We start from the raw sequence: 15,442 nt of genomic DNA, 5'->3' as shown, positions 1-15,442 counted from the left end.
TGATTGTTCACAAAATAAATTGCGATGCTGCATTGGGATCTAGTTAACATCGATTTAATTAAAATTGGCTTATCGGTAATCTGCGGTAGTATTGTTGGTTTTGAGCGGGAGTATAAAAATAAATCTGCAGGTCTCCGGACCATGATCTTAATTTGCCTCGGAGCAACCATTTTTACTATTGTCTCTCAAAAAGCGGGTAATCTTAGCGACGATAGAATTGCAGCGAATATTATAACCGGAATCGGATTTATAGGTGCAGGGGTTATATTTAAGGATGGCCTTTCTGTTAAAGGTTTAACTACTGCGTCTGTAATATGGGTAGTTGCATCCTTGGGAATGCTTATTGGCATAGCCAACTTTACATTGTCTATAATTTTAACTCTTGTTATAATCGGAGTTCTTTCATTATTCAGTTGGCTTGAAGTTTTACTCGATATTTTTTATACAAGAAAGGTCTTTAATATTACATTCAAGGACGATTTATTAACCAGCCTGGTAGATCTGGAACAGCTTGTAAAAGGCCATAAACTTAACTTTAAACGTTTGAAGCTTACCAAACAGGGAGGTAAAATGCACGTCGTACTGGAAGTTTCCGGCGGCAAAAAGCGTTTGGCCAGATTTAATGAAGAGCTTGTTCAATTACATTTTGTACAAGATGTTTTCCTCACTTAGTGCCTCAAAAGCAATCATTTTCTCTCGCTGAACCTCAGGGATAGCGGCAGGCTTACCTTCGGCAAAATCATAAAATATACATACTGTTTTGCCGGTGGTACACAATACCTCTCCCTCGGGTTTCAATTTAATTAATGCATATTCCACATCAAAACTGCAGTTGCCAATCCTCGCTGTCCTGACATAAGCATATACTTCATCATTAAACTCAATGGGCTTAAGATAATTGATTTCTGCTTTTCCGATAATCAGACCTTTAGATTTACTTTCCCACTGAATTATTTTTTTCCAGTATTCTGTATGAGCAATTTCAAAATAAGTCAGATAGATATTGTTGTTTACAATGCCAAAGGCATTTAGATCTCCAAAACGAACAGGAATATATGTCTTATAATGAAAAAGGTCTAGGTTCATTGAATGAAATTTTGTCGGTATATAATTCTTAGTAAATGTCAATCTGACTTAATCCTTAACGTTTTTTTTCTGAATATGTTTTTGGTATACAGCTTGATATTTTATGAATAGATAACAATAAAAAACTAAAAGGAGGATTTAAAAATGACACTTGTGAAATTTTCAAATGGAGGTAAAAGCAATGTTTTAAACCCATTTAATGATGTTTTTGAATCGGTTTTTAATGATTCATTTATTTCAGACCGTCTGACAACCAAGGTTCCGGCAGTTAATATTGCTGAAACTGAAAACGATTTTCATATTGAGTTAGCTGCACCCGGCTTAAAGAAAGAAGACTTTAAAATTAACCTGGATAAATATGTGTTAAGTATTTCTGCTGAGAAGAAATCTGAAAACACTCAGGAAAGCAAAAGATACAATAAACGGGAATACAGCTACTCTTCTTTTGTACGCTCATTCACTTTACCTGAAACAGCAGATCAGGAAAATATTAATGCTGAGTATGCTGATGGTATTTTAACTATTAAAGTAGCTAAAAAGGAAGAAGCTAAATCATTAACAAGAGAAATCTCAATCAAATAAAATAGGTTGTTGGCCGAAAAAAGCGCTGTTTTAGGAAGAAAACAGCGCTTTTTTTTATTTCTCTTGTTTCAATTTTTGTAAGTTTGGACATGGTTAGAGAAATTCCTGAAACAAAAAGAAAGGCATTAAAAATCAATCTGGATGAAAATATTTATGGAACATTTGCTGAAATAGGTGCAGGCCAGGAAGTTGCCCGTAATTTTTTCACTGCCGGGGCGGCTTCGGGAACGGTTGCGAAAACGATGTCGGCTTATGATATGGTTTTTAGTAATTCTATTTATGGAATCGAGGAATCGGGACGATATGTAAGCAAGTCTCGTTTACAAAAAATGCTCAGCCATGAATTTTCACTCCTTACCGAAAGATTAACAGATGAAAAATATAAAGGCAGAAGCTTTTTTGCCTTTGCTAATACTGTAACTACTTTAAACTTCAATAAAACCAACGATCCTCATGGCTGGATGGGTGTCAGATTTCAGGCTTCCGCAGGGGGCGAGGCAAATGACATTATTTTTCATGTTCGTTTATTAGACAGCGATTCGACCTTACAGCAAAATGTGTTGGGAATAATTGGTGTTAATTTAGTTTACGGAGCATACTTTTTAAGGCATGATGTACAAATGATGATAGAGTCATTAGTCGATAACCTTTCACTCGGATCGGTAGAAATTGATGTTATTAATCTGAGGGGACCGGTTTTTCAGAAAGCTAACGACAGACTGGTCAATTTGTACCTAATAGCCAAAGGATTTTCAAGTGCAGCGATCTTTGATAAGAATGCCAGCGCCTGTCAGTCAAATGATCTTCTTTACAAAAAAGATATCATGATATTAAGGACTAAGTATAAGCAAAAGTCAATTCCTAACTTTGACCTATTTAATAGTGCCGTAGAACAATTCAAACATTCTCAAAACATTACAGATAATAATATTGTGGTGATGATTGAGGTGCTGATGTCGAATATGCTTGGTGAAGTAAAAGAGTTGAGTACAGAAGATCTGGAGGAATTTGCACAAAAGGCAGAAGAGCTTACCGCTACCGGAAATAATGTAATTGTATCGAATTTTACCAGGAACCATAAATTAGCTCAGTATCTTTCCAGATGCAGGCCTAATAGCGTGGGAATATCAACTAACATTGCTAACCTTAAACGGATATTCGATTCCTCAAGTTTCCCTGATAATTATACGGACGAATTACTGGCATATGTTAGTGATCTTTTTAGTAAGAATGTAAAACTATACGCATACCCTTATCTGGATAAGGTTTCAAATGAAATTGTTACGACCCGTAATATGCCGGTATCTGAAGAAGCAAAGCCTCTTTTTGAATTTTTAATCAGAAATAATTATATTACTGATATAGAAAATTACGACACTAAAGATGTGAAAACGGTGTAGACATAATCAGTCTCAGCTTCTGGGGTGGAATTGAATAATAGTATTGCGCAGGAAATCCCTGTCTAAATGTGTGTAAATTTCGGTGGTAGTAATACTTTCATGTCCCAGCATTTCTTGTACCGCTCGTAAATCGGCTCCGCCTTCAATTAAATGTGTGGCAAACGAATGGCGAAAAGTATGCGGACTGATGTTTTTTTTAAGGCCTATATTTTGCGCCAGATCTTTTATGATGATAAAAACCATAACCCGGCTTAACGGTGCCCCCCTTCGGTTTAAAAATACATAATCCTCTTTTCCGGGCTTAATATCTAAATGCACCCGTTGTTCATTCATGTAAATGTTCAGGTATTTAACTGCTTCTGCTCCGATAGGCACCAGACGTTCTTTATCACCTTTTCCCGTAACTTTTATGAATTCAATATTCAGGTGAAGGTTAGATATTTTGAGGTTAATGAGTTCAGAAACCCTTAACCCACAACCATAAAGCACTTCAAGCATAGCCTTGTTTCGCATTCCTTCTGCTTTTGAATGATCAATCGCTGCAATTAGGTTATTTATATCAATGATACTTAAGGTGTCTGGTAGTTTCCGGGAAATTTTTGGACTCTCGATTAAAATTGCCGGGTCATTTGAAATAATATTTTCAATGATTAAATATTTATAAAAAGCTTTTATCCCGGAGATTACCCTCGACTGGGTGGGTGGAAGCATCCCCAGTTCATTTATCCAGATAATGAATTTTTTCAGATCTTCTGTCTCAATTTTATCCGGTGACTTGCTTCCTATGGTTTCTGTATACTGATAAAGTTTCTCAACATCACGTAAGTAGGCCTCCACGGTATTATCAGACAATGATCGCTCCAAGCGTATATAACTTTTAAAACCTTTTAATGCTGAGTTCCAGTCGGCCATTTGAAATTTTCAGAGTAAATAAAGTTAAAAAAAGTTAAGTTTGAAGCGATGAATATACAAATCATTAACGGCCCAAACTTAAATCTCCTTGGTACAAGAGAAAAATCAATTTATGGCGAAAGCGGTTTTGAACCATTTTTTAATGAACTGAAAGGAAAATATAATTCCATTGAGCTGCATTACTATCAAAGTAATATAGAAGGAGAACTGATAAATAAATTACACGAAGTTGGTTTTAATTTTGATGGAGTGGTAATGAACGCCGGGGCTTATACACACACTTCTATCGGTATTGCTGATGCTATTGCTGCTATAAATACACCTGTGGTAGAAGTGCATATTTCTAATGTTTATGCCAGAGAAAACTATCGCCATGTTTCGTTAATGGCGAAAAACTGTAAGGGTATCATTACCGGTTTTGGTTTACAAAGCTATGAGCTGGCGCTGAAAAGTTTTTTATAAATAAAATTACAACAATCCCGGCGAGTTGCTTTCAATTGCTTTTCCAAGCTCCTGCAGATCTTCCTGACTGAGGTTAAAGGTGCCCTCGTCCAGGATGATCCAATCTTGAGATTTTGTTTTTTGCACAATCATATTTGGCGGATTCTTACTGGAAACTGTTTCCTTTCTGGGATTCCGGTCTTCTTCGAAAGCATCAGCACTTTCCAGTTCAATAGCGAACATATTTGCTTCAACAGGTGTCACCGTTATATCGGTTCTCACACCTTTTATCGGGAAGTGGGTTTTAAAAGCCTGCATAATATGTATTTTATCAAAAGACAAAATTTTGCCGGGAAGGTTTTAACTTTCATTAATCATCGACTCAGATTGCCTTTAATCTTTTAGCTCACGGGCTTTATAAAATCTTCCCTAACCGGAGAAAAGCTATCAATTAATCTTGCTTTTTCGGTTAGTAATTGGATACAATGCATTTTATTCGAAGGCACGTAGAACATATCTCCGGGCTTTAAATGCTGAGATTCTTCCCCTTCCATAAAAAACATTACTTCACCCTCAGCGATGTAGCTGGTTTGTTCATGCGGATGCGAATGCATAGGATCAGGCTCTGACTGCGGACCGTTGCTGAAGTCGAGAACAGCGGTAAGCAATTTCTCAAGGTGCACGAGTCTTCTTTCTATTCCCTTTGCGGGATACTGAACTTCGGCGTTTTTATAATGTAGAACTGGCATAAGATATGGGCAAATTATTTATTTATTGATCTATTATCAGGACTGGTTTGCATTAAGATTTGCAAGGTATCGGTACCTATCTTTTGTTTATTCAATATTTCTCCTTGTATTTCGGGAGCTTCTATTCCTTTTTCCCACCTATCAGGTGCGGTAAATATCCGGGCTTCATCCCATAAGCCAGCGTTTATAAATAAATTCAGAGTTTTGGCGCCACCTTCAATTATTATTGATTGAATATCCATCAGAAATAATTGATAACAAATAAGCTGCGGCAGAATGTTATCGAAATCTTCCAGTTCAAGATATTTGATGTTTCTGTCTATAGCAGTTTTTTTAGCATTAAATACTATAGTTTCCTGGCTGAAATCAAAAAGATATAAATGGGTAGGAAGTTCCAGGTTACGGTCAATAACAATTCTTACCGGATTTCGACCATCCACTTCGCGAACATTTAATTGAGGATTATCGATGAGAGCTGTATTTTTTCCGACTAGAATAGCATCCTCTTCTGTTCTCCACTGATGGGTAAGTATTTTAGCAGGAGGGGAACTTATCCATTGCTGCGATCCATTCCCCGGTGCAAAATAATGATCAGAAGTTTGTGCCCATTTTAATATAATATAAGGTCTCTGTTTTTTTACCCGGGTAAAAAATCTGCGATTTAAAAAGTTGCATTCATTATTCAACACACCTAATATAACTTCGATTCCGGCTTCTTTGAGTTTGCGGACACCTCTTCCGTTTACCTCTTCAAATGGGTCGGAACTGCCAATTACTACTTTCGGGATTCCATGTTTGATGATTAAGTCAGAGCAGGGAGGGGTTTTACCGAAATGAGAACAGGGCTCAAGAGTTACATAAATAGTTGACGATTTTAAAAGTGTTTCAGCATCATCATATCTTGACAGTACAGACTTAATAGCATTTACCTCGGCATGTGCATGTCCAAATTTTTCATGATAACCTTCCCCAATAATTATATCATTGTGAACAATTAAAGCACCCACCATTGGGTTAGGACTAACATTTCCGGTTCCCAATTGTGCGAGCTCTATGCAACGCTGCATGTATTTTTCGTGTCCTAACAAAATTAAAGGTTTATGTGTTATGCAATTAAGGGCTAAATTAGCAAAAATCATATCTTAAGGGGCTGAATCCTTAAGATAAAACCAAAAAAAGGTGGTATGACATTCGCAGAAATTGAAAAAATATATTTAGACCAGATGCCGGGCTTTTATGACCATGAAGAAATTAAAGCTATCGCCTCTTTAGCAGTTCAGCATGTCTGTAATATCAGCAATAGTTATTACCATCTTCATAAAAACCGCGATTTGTTACTCGCCCAGGAAACTTCCCTTATCCGAATACTGGATGAGCTCAGATTTGGCAAACCTGTACAACATGTTTTGGGAGTGGCTGATTTTTATGGGTTGCGTTTTAAAGTGAATTCAGCGGTTTTAGTACCCAGACCAGAAACTGAAGAACTTGTTGACTGGATTCTAAGCAGTATTAAAGAAGGAATTTTACCTGACAGAATTTTGGATATTGGAACCGGCAGTGGTTGCATACCAATTGCCTTGAAAAAAAATGTTCCTGCATCTGAAATTTTTGCAATGGATATCTCAATTGATGCATTAAAAGTAGCACATGAAAATTGCATCCTTAACCAGGTAAAAATTAATTTACTGGAGGGAGATATTCTAGATGCAAATTTTAAAATCCCCGGTTCCGGATTTAATATTATTGTGAGTAATCCTCCATACATAACACATAGAGAAAAGGAACATATGCATCCCAATGTATTGGATCATGATCCGCACGATGCCTTATTTGTCCCGGATAATAACCCACTGATTTTCTATGATGCGATTGCAAAATTCTCAGGAGATTATTTGTCGCAGGGAGGATACCTGTTCCTGGAAATCAATGAAAATCTGGGGGATGAAACTGTTGGATTGTTAGAAAAAACGGGGTTTAAAGCCGAAATTAAAAAAGATTTACAAGGGAAGAACAGGATGATAAAGGCTCTTAAAATTATTGAGTGAGAAGGCCAGCTTCCAGAATTTAAAATAGTTTTAACTGCTTATTTTGTGGTTGTTTAGCTTTTCCAAAAACAGTTCTTCCACCATATTTCCATGAATTGTCACGCTCCTTTTGTATTACTTCATCAAAGTTTGTATTTGGGATAAAATCTTTCTCCGCCCGCTGTGCAATTTCGGTTAATTTTTTAATCGCCTGTTGTTTGTCTGAGTTTCCAATTTTTGATTTTTCAATAGCTGTTTGTAAAATACCGATTGTTTCATCATAAACCTTAACAGGAACAGGGAAGGGATGTCCGTCTTTTCCACCATGAGCAAAGGAAAAACGTGCGGGGTCCTTGAATCTCGAAGGAGTTCCGTAAATAACCTCGCTTACTAAAGCAAGTGACTGGAGTGTACGGGGACCCATACCATCCAGCAACAATAACTCTTCAAAGTCAGCGGGTTGCTTTTCGTGTGCCAGCCATAACATGCTTCCTAACCTTTTTAAATCAACATCTTTAGAACGCACGTCATGGTGCGAAGGCAGAATTAAATTCTGAGCTTCATCAATCATTTTATTGGGCATTTCCATGGTCAGATTCATGATTCCGATCCTGGAAGGACTGGCTTCTCTGGCAACCATATTAAGAATATTCCCCTGGTTAATCCCACAAATTCCGGTATGCGGTTCTTCAACAAAAGATTCAAATCCGGCAGAATGCCAGTGATAGCGCCGGGCGGTAGAATTTGTCGAACTCATACCTTGCTGAACTACTGTCCACAAACCTTCATCGCTTACAATAAAGCTGTGCATATATAATTGAAAACCATCCTGAATTGCTGTGTTATCTACCTTTGCGCTAAGTTTACTACATTTTACAAGATAATCCGCATCCACTCCTGTACGTTCAGCTATAGCTCTTAATTCATTAGGAGTAGCTCTGGACGATTTTCCTTTACCGCCGCAAATATAAATGCCGAACTCTTTTGAATGTGGATTAATTGCCCGTTTCAAAGCTCCCATTACTGATGTAGTGATTCCTGAAGAGTGCCAGTCCATTCCCATCACTGCACCTAAACTTTGAAACCAAAAAGGATCACTGAGCCGCCTTAATACCTCGGTTTTCCCATATTCAGAAATTATAGTCTCAGTAATGGCCAGTCCAAGTTTTGCCATACGTTCTGCCAACCATGTTGGTACATGACCGTAATGAAGAGGTAAATCAGCACTTCCGGATCGTTTCATATCTATTCAATTTATATAGAAATATAAATTAACGCAATGAAATTGAGCTTTAATATTAACCCGTGATTTTATGATACTATAAAGATCATCTCAGATTATTTTTATTAAATAAATGATAAATTAATGTTTATGTTGCGGCATGGTATTCTTATATCGGTTCACAGAGATAGATTGAAGAGTAGCAGATAAATGATTAAATTTCAAAACACAACGTTTTATGATGTGTTTCTTCAATAGTAATATTAGCCAATGAGAAGAGTCCTTGTATGTGATGATGATGTTAATATTTCAGAAATAGTTGCCCTGGTGTTAACAGATGCTGATTGGGAAGTTTATACTATTCCTGATTGTAATAACATAATAGAAAAAATTGAGTCGATAAATCCTTCAGTCATTTTCATGGATCATAAAATACCGGATGAAGGTGGAGTTATTGCGACTCAAATAATTAAAAACCATGTGGATTATTCTGAGATTCCTGTAATATATTTTACTGCAAGCGACGATATTGATGCTTTGGCAGAAAAGGCAGGTGCAGATTATATCCTGCAAAAGCCTTTTAATATTAAGCAGCTGGAAGAAACTGTTAGCAAGGCTTTTAAGTCATATCAGGCAAATTTAACCGAAGAAGATTAATTATTTCAAAATAACTTCTGTCGCTCCATATCCGTACCTGTCTTTATAAGCATCCATATAGGTTTTAACTTGCGGATGCTTGCTAATAACTTTTTGAATTTCGTATCTCAATGTTCCGTTTCCAACTCCGTGAATAAAGATTATTGAGGGTAGTTTATGTACTATGGCGGCATCTAGTGCTTTTTGAAAATGATTAAGCTGTACTTTTAAAATCTCTTCTTTGTTTAAAAACTGGTAATCCTCCCGGAGTTTTTCAATATGTAAATCGATTTCCTTTGAGGGTTTCTCAATTTCCTTCTTTTCTTCAGTTGTACTGAAAAAACTTTCTTTTAGTTTTTGAGCATCAATTACAATCTCTTCTTTATCGATTTGAAAATTCCATGCTTCTTGTTTCAAAATCTGAATGTGCTTTTTTGCACCCGAAAAGTTTTTGGCATTAAATTTTATACCATATTGCAGCGGCTCTTTAGGTTTTATTTCCATTGCACTATAAAAGAGGGCCTGAATGTTGAATTTGGGCCAGTTGCTTAATTCGGTTAGTGAGGCTGAGTAAATTTTGGAGACAGATTTGGGTGCTACAATACCAGCATATATTCCCTTGATCAGATTGTCTCTTTCTGTACTGAGGCTTGCAAGCAATTGAAACGAAGTTTCGTTTACCAGATGAAAGTATACAACAGAACCTTTGGCGGCGTCAGGCGCTATCGCCAAATAAACACCACTTGTTTTGAATTCACCTAAAGATATTGGGGCTTCTTCCAGTGCCTGATTTTCTACTCCCTTATATACATGTCCATGAACCCGAGTGACTTTGTTCGCTGGTACAGGTATTTCAAAGTCATCATCGCCTGTCACGCCAATCATTACATCATCAAAAATCCTCGTAATATATCCTTCACGCTTTTCTTCAACAAACCGAACAAATTCACCTAATTTAAAATCCATAGCTTTATATTAACGCTTTCCCGATACTTTTTAAATTGTATTTTAAATAAGGAAGCAAACATTTCAAAGTTAAACAATGCATTAGTATTGTGCTTTTTTCTTGTAGATAAAACTTTTCATTCCCGAAACCATTATTCAATTAATATAAAATATGGTTGTTCAAGAGGAATTAACATCTGTTGGGGAGGTCTCAATTGTATATAGGTATAAAGAGGGCACAGCAGAATCAGGTAGATTTTCTTTTTCGCGGTCAATAGAATGGTCATCCGCTGATGCGAAAAAATAGCCGTTTAAAACCTAAAGGGGATTCTGATTAATATTAAGGAATGCTTAGAAAAGTAAAAAAAATATATCGTCGTGGAATTGCGGGCATCATGCTGTTCACTGCCGAGACTATACTGACAGTTATCTTATTTCTGATGTCACTGATAGCTTTTTTAGCTGTTGCTAAATATGTTTTTTGGGATAAGAAACACGAATTCGATCTGGCTGCATTTACTTTCCTTGAGTCATTTATAAAAGATGATGTGACTAATGCCATGTGGCTCTTAAGTATTATTGGCAATTATCAGGTGATGATAGCGGCAAATCTTTTGTTAATCTGCTATTTTCTCTTTATCAGGAAACACAGATGGTACTCTATTAAAATTCCCGCTATATCTTTAAGCAGCGTATTGTTAATGTCGATACTCAAGAATTTATTTAACCGGCCAAGGCCCCTTATTCCCTTATTGGAGCCAGCCCGGGGATTAAGTTTTCCCAGCGGACATGCCATGATGAGTGCTACTTTTTTCGGTTTAATTATATACTTTATTTATCGCAAACAGATTAAACCTTCCATTAAAATACTACTGATTTCATTGCTGGTTATTTTCATTCTTTCGATTGGTTTAAGCCGAATTTATTTGAGAGTACATTATGCCAGCGATGTAATTGCAGGGTTTTGTATGGGAGTAATATGGCTTACTATTGCTATAAGAGTTCTTAATAGAATAGAATTGTACAGTAAAAAAGAGATTAATACTTCAATTGAGCAAACTCCTGAGGTGACTGATTGATTTTAACTAAGTAAATAAATCAGGCTCATAAAATATTCAGAATTATATCTGATGAATAACTCGTCCGATCAAAATATCTTTATTCTTACATTTGAAGCATGGGATATAAAAGTTTATCTGAATGTGTATGCGACCTGGAGAAACATGGTAATCTAATTCGGATTAAAGAAGAAGTTGATCCATACCTCGAAATGGCCGCAATACATCTAAAGGTTTATGAAAATAAAGGGCCGGCACTCTTATTTGAAAATATTAAGGGCAGTAAGTTTCCGGCAGTATCCAACCTTTTCGGTACCCTGGATCGTTCGAAATTTCTTTTTCGGGACACTCTGGATAAAATAAAGGTGCTGGTTGATTTGAAATCCGACCCTATAAAAGCGGTTAAAAATCCATTTAAATATTTGAATGTTGCGTTAACGGCAATGTCTGCACTTCCTCTTAAAGGAAAGTGGAACACACCTATCCTTTACGGAAAAACATCCATTTCAGAATTGCCCCAGATAGTCAACTGGCCCATGGATGGCGGTCCTTTTGTGACGATGCCTCAGGTTTATACTGAAGATCCGGATAGACCAGGCGCAATGAATGCCAATCTTGGTATGTACCGCATTCAATTAAGTGGTAACGATTATATACAGAATCAGGAGATCGGTTTGCATTACCAATTGCATAGAGGAATAGGAGTTCACCAGTCTAAAGCGAATGCAAAAGGGCAGCCGCTCAAAGTAAGTATTTTCGTTGGAGGCCCACCGTCTCATCCCTTGGCGGCCGTAATGCCATTGCCAGAAGGCTTGTCAGAAATGACTTTCGCAGGAGCTTTAGGAAACCGTCGATTCAGGTATTTTTATGATAGTGAAGGTTTTTGCATTTCCGCAGATGCTGATTTTGTCATCACAGGAACTTTGTATCCGAATGAAAATAAGCCGGAAGGCCCATTTGGAGATCATTTGGGATATTATAGTTTAACACATCCCTTCCCCTTAATGAAAGTACATAATGTATATCACCGGAAAGATCCAATCTGGTCGTTTACTGTAGTAGGCAGGCCACCGCAGGAAGATACCAGTTTTGGCGCATTGATTCATGAAATAACCGGGTCTGCTATTCCTAAAGAAATTAATGGATTACATGAAGTGAATGCTGTAGACGCGGCCGGTGTTCACCCCCTTCTGTTTGCCATCGGAAGTGAACGTTATACTCCTTATTTGTCGGGAAGAAGGCCCCAGGAGATTTTAACTATAGCAAATCATATTCTGGGCAAGAATCAGTTAAGCCTTGCAAAATATTTATTTATTGCTGCTAAAGAGGATGACCCTAAACTTCATACTCATAATATTGAAGGCTTTTTGATTCATATGCTTGAGCGTATTGATTTTTCACGCGATCTGCATTTTTTTACAAAAACAACTATTGATACACTTGACTATAGCGGCAGCGATTTAAACTCGGGTTCGAAAGTGATTTTTGCAGCGGCAGGTGATGTGAAAAGGGAGTTAATTAAAGAGCTACCTGGAATTTTCGGACTACCCAGACCATTTAATAATTTTAAACTGGCGCTACCTGGAGTAGTAGCTGTAGAATCTCCGGTCTATGTCTCGGCAGCAGAAACGCTTGAACAAATTAAGATCTTAAATAAAAACTTAAAATCTCATAAATCAGGCAACATTGCTTTGATCGTTTTATGTGATGATGCAGGTTTTACAGCTGATAATATTAATAATTTGGTTTGGGTAACATTTACTCGCAGTAACCCATCTCACGATATTTATGGGATAAATAGTTTTACGGAGAATAAGCATTGGGGCTGTGAAGGGCCTTTAATTATTGATGCTCGTAAAAAGCCACATCATGCGCCCGAGCTTATAAAAGATCCGAAAGTTGAAAAAAGTATTGAGCGCCTGGGGGTGAAAGGCGCTTCATTACATGGAGTTATTTAGGCCAAAGTTCAAAAAGATAATTCTTGAATTATTAAGGATTATCTTTTTTGGGGCCCTGAAAATTAAATTTTATATGTTCTAATCGGTGGTCTCATAAACTGATACACTTCCATTAATATTCATAATTTCAGAAACTCTGAAAGCTGCTTCAGCATCATGGATTTTTATACAAACAACAGACCCGCCACCATTCACATTTTCATCTATACCAGAATCGCCATCCGCCTGATTGCATGAGGAAACCTCAATCTCGTCTTGGCTAAACCCTTCTTTAATCAGGTCGCTTATCGTGTTTTCAACTTCAAGACTATCATCAAATACACCGCAAATAGTTTTAACGTATAGGGGCTCAATTTTTTTTCGCCCAAAGAATTTTCCTAAATCAAAATGTAGGTGACTATAAAAATCTTCTTCTTCATTTAATACATCATTTCCTGTAAGTCCCGAACCTTCTGCCAGCAAGTCTTCTCCTGCATAAGCCAGTCGTACCATATTTTCAACTCCCGGATTTACTGATCCTTTTTCATAATCAGGCAGGGCATTTATTAAATCCGAATTTAAAGCGGGGATGTACAAATAGTCCTCTTCTTCATGCAGTTCTGCAGTGCCAATGGGGGCAAGAATCTGCCTCAAATTTTCATCCGTATTTTGACTGTGCAGTTCAATTACAAGGTATCTGAGTTTTTTAGACTGTATATCGAACAATAATTCAATTACTCGTCCTATTTCTTTCTCATGTCCATCCCGAACTTCAAAGTTCCTTAAATCATATTCTGTATCAATTTCCGAAATTTTATGTGAGCCTAATTCCTCTAGGCGAGTGTGTTTATAGGATGTTTTTGTTCTCATAATATTTGGAAGAGTTTATAAGTTAACAGAAGTGATATGTTAACAGTTTAGAAGGCTGTATTGTTGCTAAATTCCAAAAAAAAGAAATAAAAAAGGCTTAAAAGAAAAAAGTCTTCAAACGGGGAGAATGAAGACTTTTTTAACTAACCATTTATAAACCTGGCACAGGTATAGATCAATTATTAAATTGGCATGCCAGTCATTCAAAATTTAACATTTTTTTAACATTAGTCTTTGCTTAATAGGGAGAATGGAATTTTTGGCGAATACTGTTTGGAAGAGGTAGATTGTATCGGAAAAATTCTGGCTTAATATTTTAACAGACCTTAATTTTACTATTTACGAGCTTTATGGTTAAAACTCGGGTCTTAAAATGAAAAAGTCTCCAAACGGGGAGAATGGAGACTTTTACTAACCAATTATAAACCTGGCACAAATATAAAGCAGTTGTGATATTGGCAAAGTAATACAAAGTGATTTAACATTTCTTTAACATTTCGGATTCATTGTTGACGGAAAATAAAAAAGCCTTGTCGATTGACAAGGCTCAAGGTTGTATTTGGTTAGTTTGGAAATTAAAGATATGCATAATTATAATTATTGCAAAATTTAATGTTAAATATTTGTTAAAATTATGTTTTTAGCAAAACGGTTTTGTTGATAAAAAGAGCCGCTAGTACTTATAATTTTCCCTCTATTACTATCAAATTCCCTTATCTTTAACCTTCATGTTTTTAAATGTCGCGTCGTTAAATTCCGGAAGCAATGGTAATTGCTATTATGTTGCTAATCAGCAAGAAGCAATCTTAATTGATGCAGGCATATCCTGTCGCGAGACTGAAAAAAGAATGAGCCGGCTGGGCTTATCTTTAGAAAAAGTGAAAGCCATTTTTATTTCTCATGAACATCATGATCATATTCGCGGTGTACCTGTTCTTGCAAAAAAATATCAAATCCCCGTATATATTACCTCGGGTACTTTAGAGCATGGAAGTTTAACTTTAGAACCGCATTTGGTAAGGCCATTTAAGGAATACCAGGACATTATGATTGGCGGCCTTTGTGTTTCAGCCTTTCCCAAGTTTCACGATGCCGCTGAGCCACATAGTTTTGTTATCAGATATAATGATATTAATGTTGGTGTTTTTACTGATATCGGTTCGGTATGTGACCATTTGACCAATCATTTTAAACAATGTCATGCTGCTTTTTTAGAGGCCAATTATGATGAAGAATTATTAGAGAGAGGTAATTATCCTTATCATCTTAAAAAACGGATCAGGGGTGGAAAAGGGCATCTTTCAAATAAACAGGCATTGGAAGTTTTTACCAGCCATAAACCTTCTTTCATGAGCCATTTACTCTTGTCTCACCTTTCAAAAGATAATAATTGTCCTGAATTGGTAAAGCGACTATTTACACAGCACGCTGGTGATACGGAAGTCATTGTTGCGTCAAGATATGTGGAATCAAAGCTTTATCAGATAGGTGCGACGACTGGCATCAGTATTAGCCAGGGCAGGCCAGTTGAGAATACTCAATCTCAGTATTCTTTATTTTAAGCCTAATTATTTACAAAT

At 36.7% G+C, this 15,442-nt stretch carries 17 protein-coding genes; 9 read left to right on the top strand and 8 right to left on the bottom strand.

The genetic code is table 11. From position 1 onward, the window contains the following. Positions 1–24: 24 nt before the first annotated feature. Positions 25–672: an MgtC/SapB family protein gene (locus WG906_RS06895; protein ID WP_339991817.1), complete on the top strand. Its 648-nt coding sequence runs from the start codon at positions 25–27 to the stop codon at positions 670–672. Here WG906_RS06895 and WG906_RS06890 read toward each other — a convergent pair. Continuing rightward, positions 640–1,086 carry an acyl-CoA thioesterase gene (locus WG906_RS06890; RefSeq protein ID WP_339991816.1) on the bottom strand — a complete coding sequence of 149 codons (447 nt, stop codon included), beginning with the start codon at positions 1,084–1,086 and terminating at the stop codon, positions 640–642. The genes WG906_RS06895 and WG906_RS06890 overlap by 33 nt on opposite strands. A 144-nt stretch (positions 1,087–1,230) precedes the next feature. On the opposite strand from WG906_RS06890, the gene WG906_RS06885 reads away from it, so the two are divergent. Both WG906_RS06885 and WG906_RS06880 read left to right on the top strand, forming a co-directional pair. Further along, positions 1,231–1,668, top strand: a complete 438-nt coding sequence (locus WG906_RS06885) for an Hsp20/alpha crystallin family protein (RefSeq protein WP_339991815.1) — start codon at positions 1,231–1,233, stop codon at positions 1,666–1,668. An 89-nt stretch (positions 1,669–1,757) separates the two neighbouring features. Then, positions 1,758–3,068 (top strand): nicotinamide mononucleotide adenylyltransferase, encoded by a 1,311-nt coding sequence (locus WG906_RS06880; RefSeq protein ID WP_339991814.1) that lies wholly within the window; start codon positions 1,758–1,760, stop codon positions 3,066–3,068. A gap of 12 nt (positions 3,069–3,080) precedes the next feature. Here WG906_RS06880 and xerD read toward each other — a convergent pair whose 3' ends face one another. Then, on the bottom strand, positions 3,081–3,980 hold the full coding sequence (xerD, locus tag WG906_RS06875; RefSeq protein ID WP_339991813.1) for a site-specific tyrosine recombinase XerD: 900 nt from the start codon (positions 3,978–3,980) through the stop codon (positions 3,081–3,083). A gap of 48 nt (positions 3,981–4,028) precedes the next feature. Here xerD and WG906_RS06870 point away from each other — a divergent pair, with 48 nt between their 5' ends. Then, on the top strand, positions 4,029–4,442 hold the full coding sequence (locus WG906_RS06870) for a type II 3-dehydroquinate dehydratase (RefSeq protein WP_339991812.1): 414 nt from the start codon (positions 4,029–4,031) through the stop codon (positions 4,440–4,442). A 6-nt stretch (positions 4,443–4,448) separates the two neighbouring features. Here the strand turns inward: WG906_RS06870 and WG906_RS06865 are convergent, their stop codons facing one another. From WG906_RS06865 to ribD, 3 genes are all read right to left on the bottom strand, one after another. Then, positions 4,449–4,739: a hypothetical protein gene (locus WG906_RS06865; protein WP_339991811.1), complete on the bottom strand. Its 291-nt coding sequence runs from the start codon at positions 4,737–4,739 to the stop codon at positions 4,449–4,451. Between the two features lie 83 nt (positions 4,740–4,822). Beyond that, positions 4,823–5,170 (bottom strand): cupin domain-containing protein, encoded by a 348-nt coding sequence (locus WG906_RS06860; RefSeq protein ID WP_339991810.1) that lies wholly within the window; start codon positions 5,168–5,170, stop codon positions 4,823–4,825. A gap of 14 nt (positions 5,171–5,184) precedes the next feature. Next, the gene (gene ribD, locus WG906_RS06855; protein ID WP_431844471.1) at positions 5,185–6,237 is read right to left on the bottom strand and encodes a bifunctional diaminohydroxyphosphoribosylaminopyrimidine deaminase/5-amino-6-(5-phosphoribosylamino)uracil reductase RibD; all 1,053 of its coding nucleotides are present in this window, start codon (positions 6,235–6,237) and stop codon (positions 5,185–5,187) included. A gap of 117 nt (positions 6,238–6,354) precedes the next feature. Here ribD and prmC point away from each other — a divergent pair, with 117 nt between their 5' ends. Continuing rightward, the gene (prmC, locus tag WG906_RS06850) at positions 6,355–7,215 is read left to right on the top strand and encodes a peptide chain release factor N(5)-glutamine methyltransferase (protein ID WP_339991808.1); all 861 of its coding nucleotides are present in this window, start codon (positions 6,355–6,357) and stop codon (positions 7,213–7,215) included. 19 nt (positions 7,216–7,234) lie between these two features. On the opposite strand, the gene WG906_RS06845 is transcribed toward prmC, so the two are convergent. Beyond that, a complete protein-coding gene (locus WG906_RS06845; protein ID WP_339991807.1) occupies positions 7,235–8,437 on the bottom strand; it encodes a DUF763 domain-containing protein in 1,203 nt (400 codons plus the stop codon). Positions 8,438–8,686: 249 nt separating this feature from the next. Here WG906_RS06845 and WG906_RS06840 point away from each other — a divergent pair, with 249 nt between their 5' ends. Beyond that, positions 8,687–9,073 carry a response regulator gene (locus tag WG906_RS06840; RefSeq protein ID WP_339991806.1) on the top strand — a complete coding sequence of 129 codons (387 nt, stop codon included), beginning with the start codon at positions 8,687–8,689 and terminating at the stop codon, positions 9,071–9,073. On the opposite strand, the gene WG906_RS06835 is transcribed toward WG906_RS06840, so the two are convergent. Continuing rightward, positions 9,074–10,018: a Smr/MutS family protein gene (locus tag WG906_RS06835; protein ID WP_339991805.1), complete on the bottom strand. Its 945-nt coding sequence runs from the start codon at positions 10,016–10,018 to the stop codon at positions 9,074–9,076. It abuts the gene before it with no gap. A 326-nt stretch (positions 10,019–10,344) separates the two neighbouring features. Here WG906_RS06835 and WG906_RS06830 point away from each other — a divergent pair, with 326 nt between their 5' ends. Further along, positions 10,345–11,076 carry a phosphatase PAP2 family protein gene (locus WG906_RS06830; protein WP_339991804.1) on the top strand — a complete coding sequence of 244 codons (732 nt, stop codon included), beginning with the start codon at positions 10,345–10,347 and terminating at the stop codon, positions 11,074–11,076. A 98-nt stretch (positions 11,077–11,174) separates the two neighbouring features. Further along, on the top strand, positions 11,175–13,013 hold the full coding sequence (locus WG906_RS06825) for a UbiD family decarboxylase (RefSeq protein ID WP_339991803.1): 1,839 nt from the start codon (positions 11,175–11,177) through the stop codon (positions 13,011–13,013). A 78-nt stretch (positions 13,014–13,091) separates the two neighbouring features. Here the strand turns inward: WG906_RS06825 and WG906_RS06820 are convergent, their stop codons facing one another. Further along, positions 13,092–13,862, bottom strand: a complete 771-nt coding sequence (locus tag WG906_RS06820) for a PRC-barrel domain-containing protein (RefSeq protein ID WP_339991802.1) — start codon at positions 13,860–13,862, stop codon at positions 13,092–13,094. A 728-nt stretch (positions 13,863–14,590) separates the two neighbouring features. Here WG906_RS06820 and WG906_RS06815 point away from each other — a divergent pair. Beyond that, entirely contained in the window at positions 14,591–15,424 is an 834-nt protein-coding gene (locus WG906_RS06815) for an MBL fold metallo-hydrolase (protein ID WP_339991801.1), read from the top strand. Positions 15,425–15,442 lie beyond the last annotated feature (18 nt).

The organism is Pedobacter superstes (assembly GCF_037622515.1).
Classification (GTDB): Bacteria; Bacteroidota; Bacteroidia; order Sphingobacteriales; family Sphingobacteriaceae; genus Paradesertivirga; species Paradesertivirga superstes.
The sequence above is the reverse complement of the archived record's forward strand: the minus strand, read 5'-3'. Positions and strand labels throughout refer to the sequence as shown.

Bases quoted from the DNA above. Each gene is read 5' to 3' on its own strand.
- WG906_RS06895 (WP_339991817.1), top strand. From the start codon at position 25: ATGCTGCATTGGGATCTAGTTAACATCGATTTAATTAAAATTGGCTTA.
- WG906_RS06890 (WP_339991816.1), bottom strand. From the start codon at position 1,086: ATGAACCTAGACCTTTTTCATTATAAGACATATATTCCTGTTCGTTTT.
- WG906_RS06885 (WP_339991815.1), top strand. From the start codon at position 1,231: ATGACACTTGTGAAATTTTCAAATGGAGGTAAAAGCAATGTTTTAAAC.
- WG906_RS06880 (WP_339991814.1), top strand. From the start codon at position 1,758: ATGGTTAGAGAAATTCCTGAAACAAAAAGAAAGGCATTAAAAATCAAT.
- xerD (WP_339991813.1), bottom strand. From the start codon at position 3,980: ATGGCCGACTGGAACTCAGCATTAAAAGGTTTTAAAAGTTATATACGC.
- WG906_RS06870 (WP_339991812.1), top strand. From the start codon at position 4,029: ATGAATATACAAATCATTAACGGCCCAAACTTAAATCTCCTTGGTACA.
- WG906_RS06865 (WP_339991811.1), bottom strand. From the start codon at position 4,739: ATGCAGGCTTTTAAAACCCACTTCCCGATAAAAGGTGTGAGAACCGAT.
- WG906_RS06860 (WP_339991810.1), bottom strand. From the start codon at position 5,170: ATGCCAGTTCTACATTATAAAAACGCCGAAGTTCAGTATCCCGCAAAG.
- ribD (WP_431844471.1), bottom strand. From the start codon at position 6,237: ATGCAGCGTTGCATAGAGCTCGCACAATTGGGAACCGGAAATGTTAGT.
- prmC (WP_339991808.1), top strand. From the start codon at position 6,355: ATGACATTCGCAGAAATTGAAAAAATATATTTAGACCAGATGCCGGGC.
- WG906_RS06845 (WP_339991807.1), bottom strand. From the start codon at position 8,437: ATGAAACGATCCGGAAGTGCTGATTTACCTCTTCATTACGGTCATGTA.
- WG906_RS06840 (WP_339991806.1), top strand. From the start codon at position 8,687: ATGAGAAGAGTCCTTGTATGTGATGATGATGTTAATATTTCAGAAATA.
- WG906_RS06835 (WP_339991805.1), bottom strand. From the start codon at position 10,018: ATGGATTTTAAATTAGGTGAATTTGTTCGGTTTGTTGAAGAAAAGCGT.
- WG906_RS06830 (WP_339991804.1), top strand. From the start codon at position 10,345: ATGCTTAGAAAAGTAAAAAAAATATATCGTCGTGGAATTGCGGGCATC.
- WG906_RS06825 (WP_339991803.1), top strand. From the start codon at position 11,175: ATGGGATATAAAAGTTTATCTGAATGTGTATGCGACCTGGAGAAACAT.
- WG906_RS06820 (WP_339991802.1), bottom strand. From the start codon at position 13,862: ATGAGAACAAAAACATCCTATAAACACACTCGCCTAGAGGAATTAGGC.
- WG906_RS06815 (WP_339991801.1), top strand. From the start codon at position 14,591: ATGTTTTTAAATGTCGCGTCGTTAAATTCCGGAAGCAATGGTAATTGC.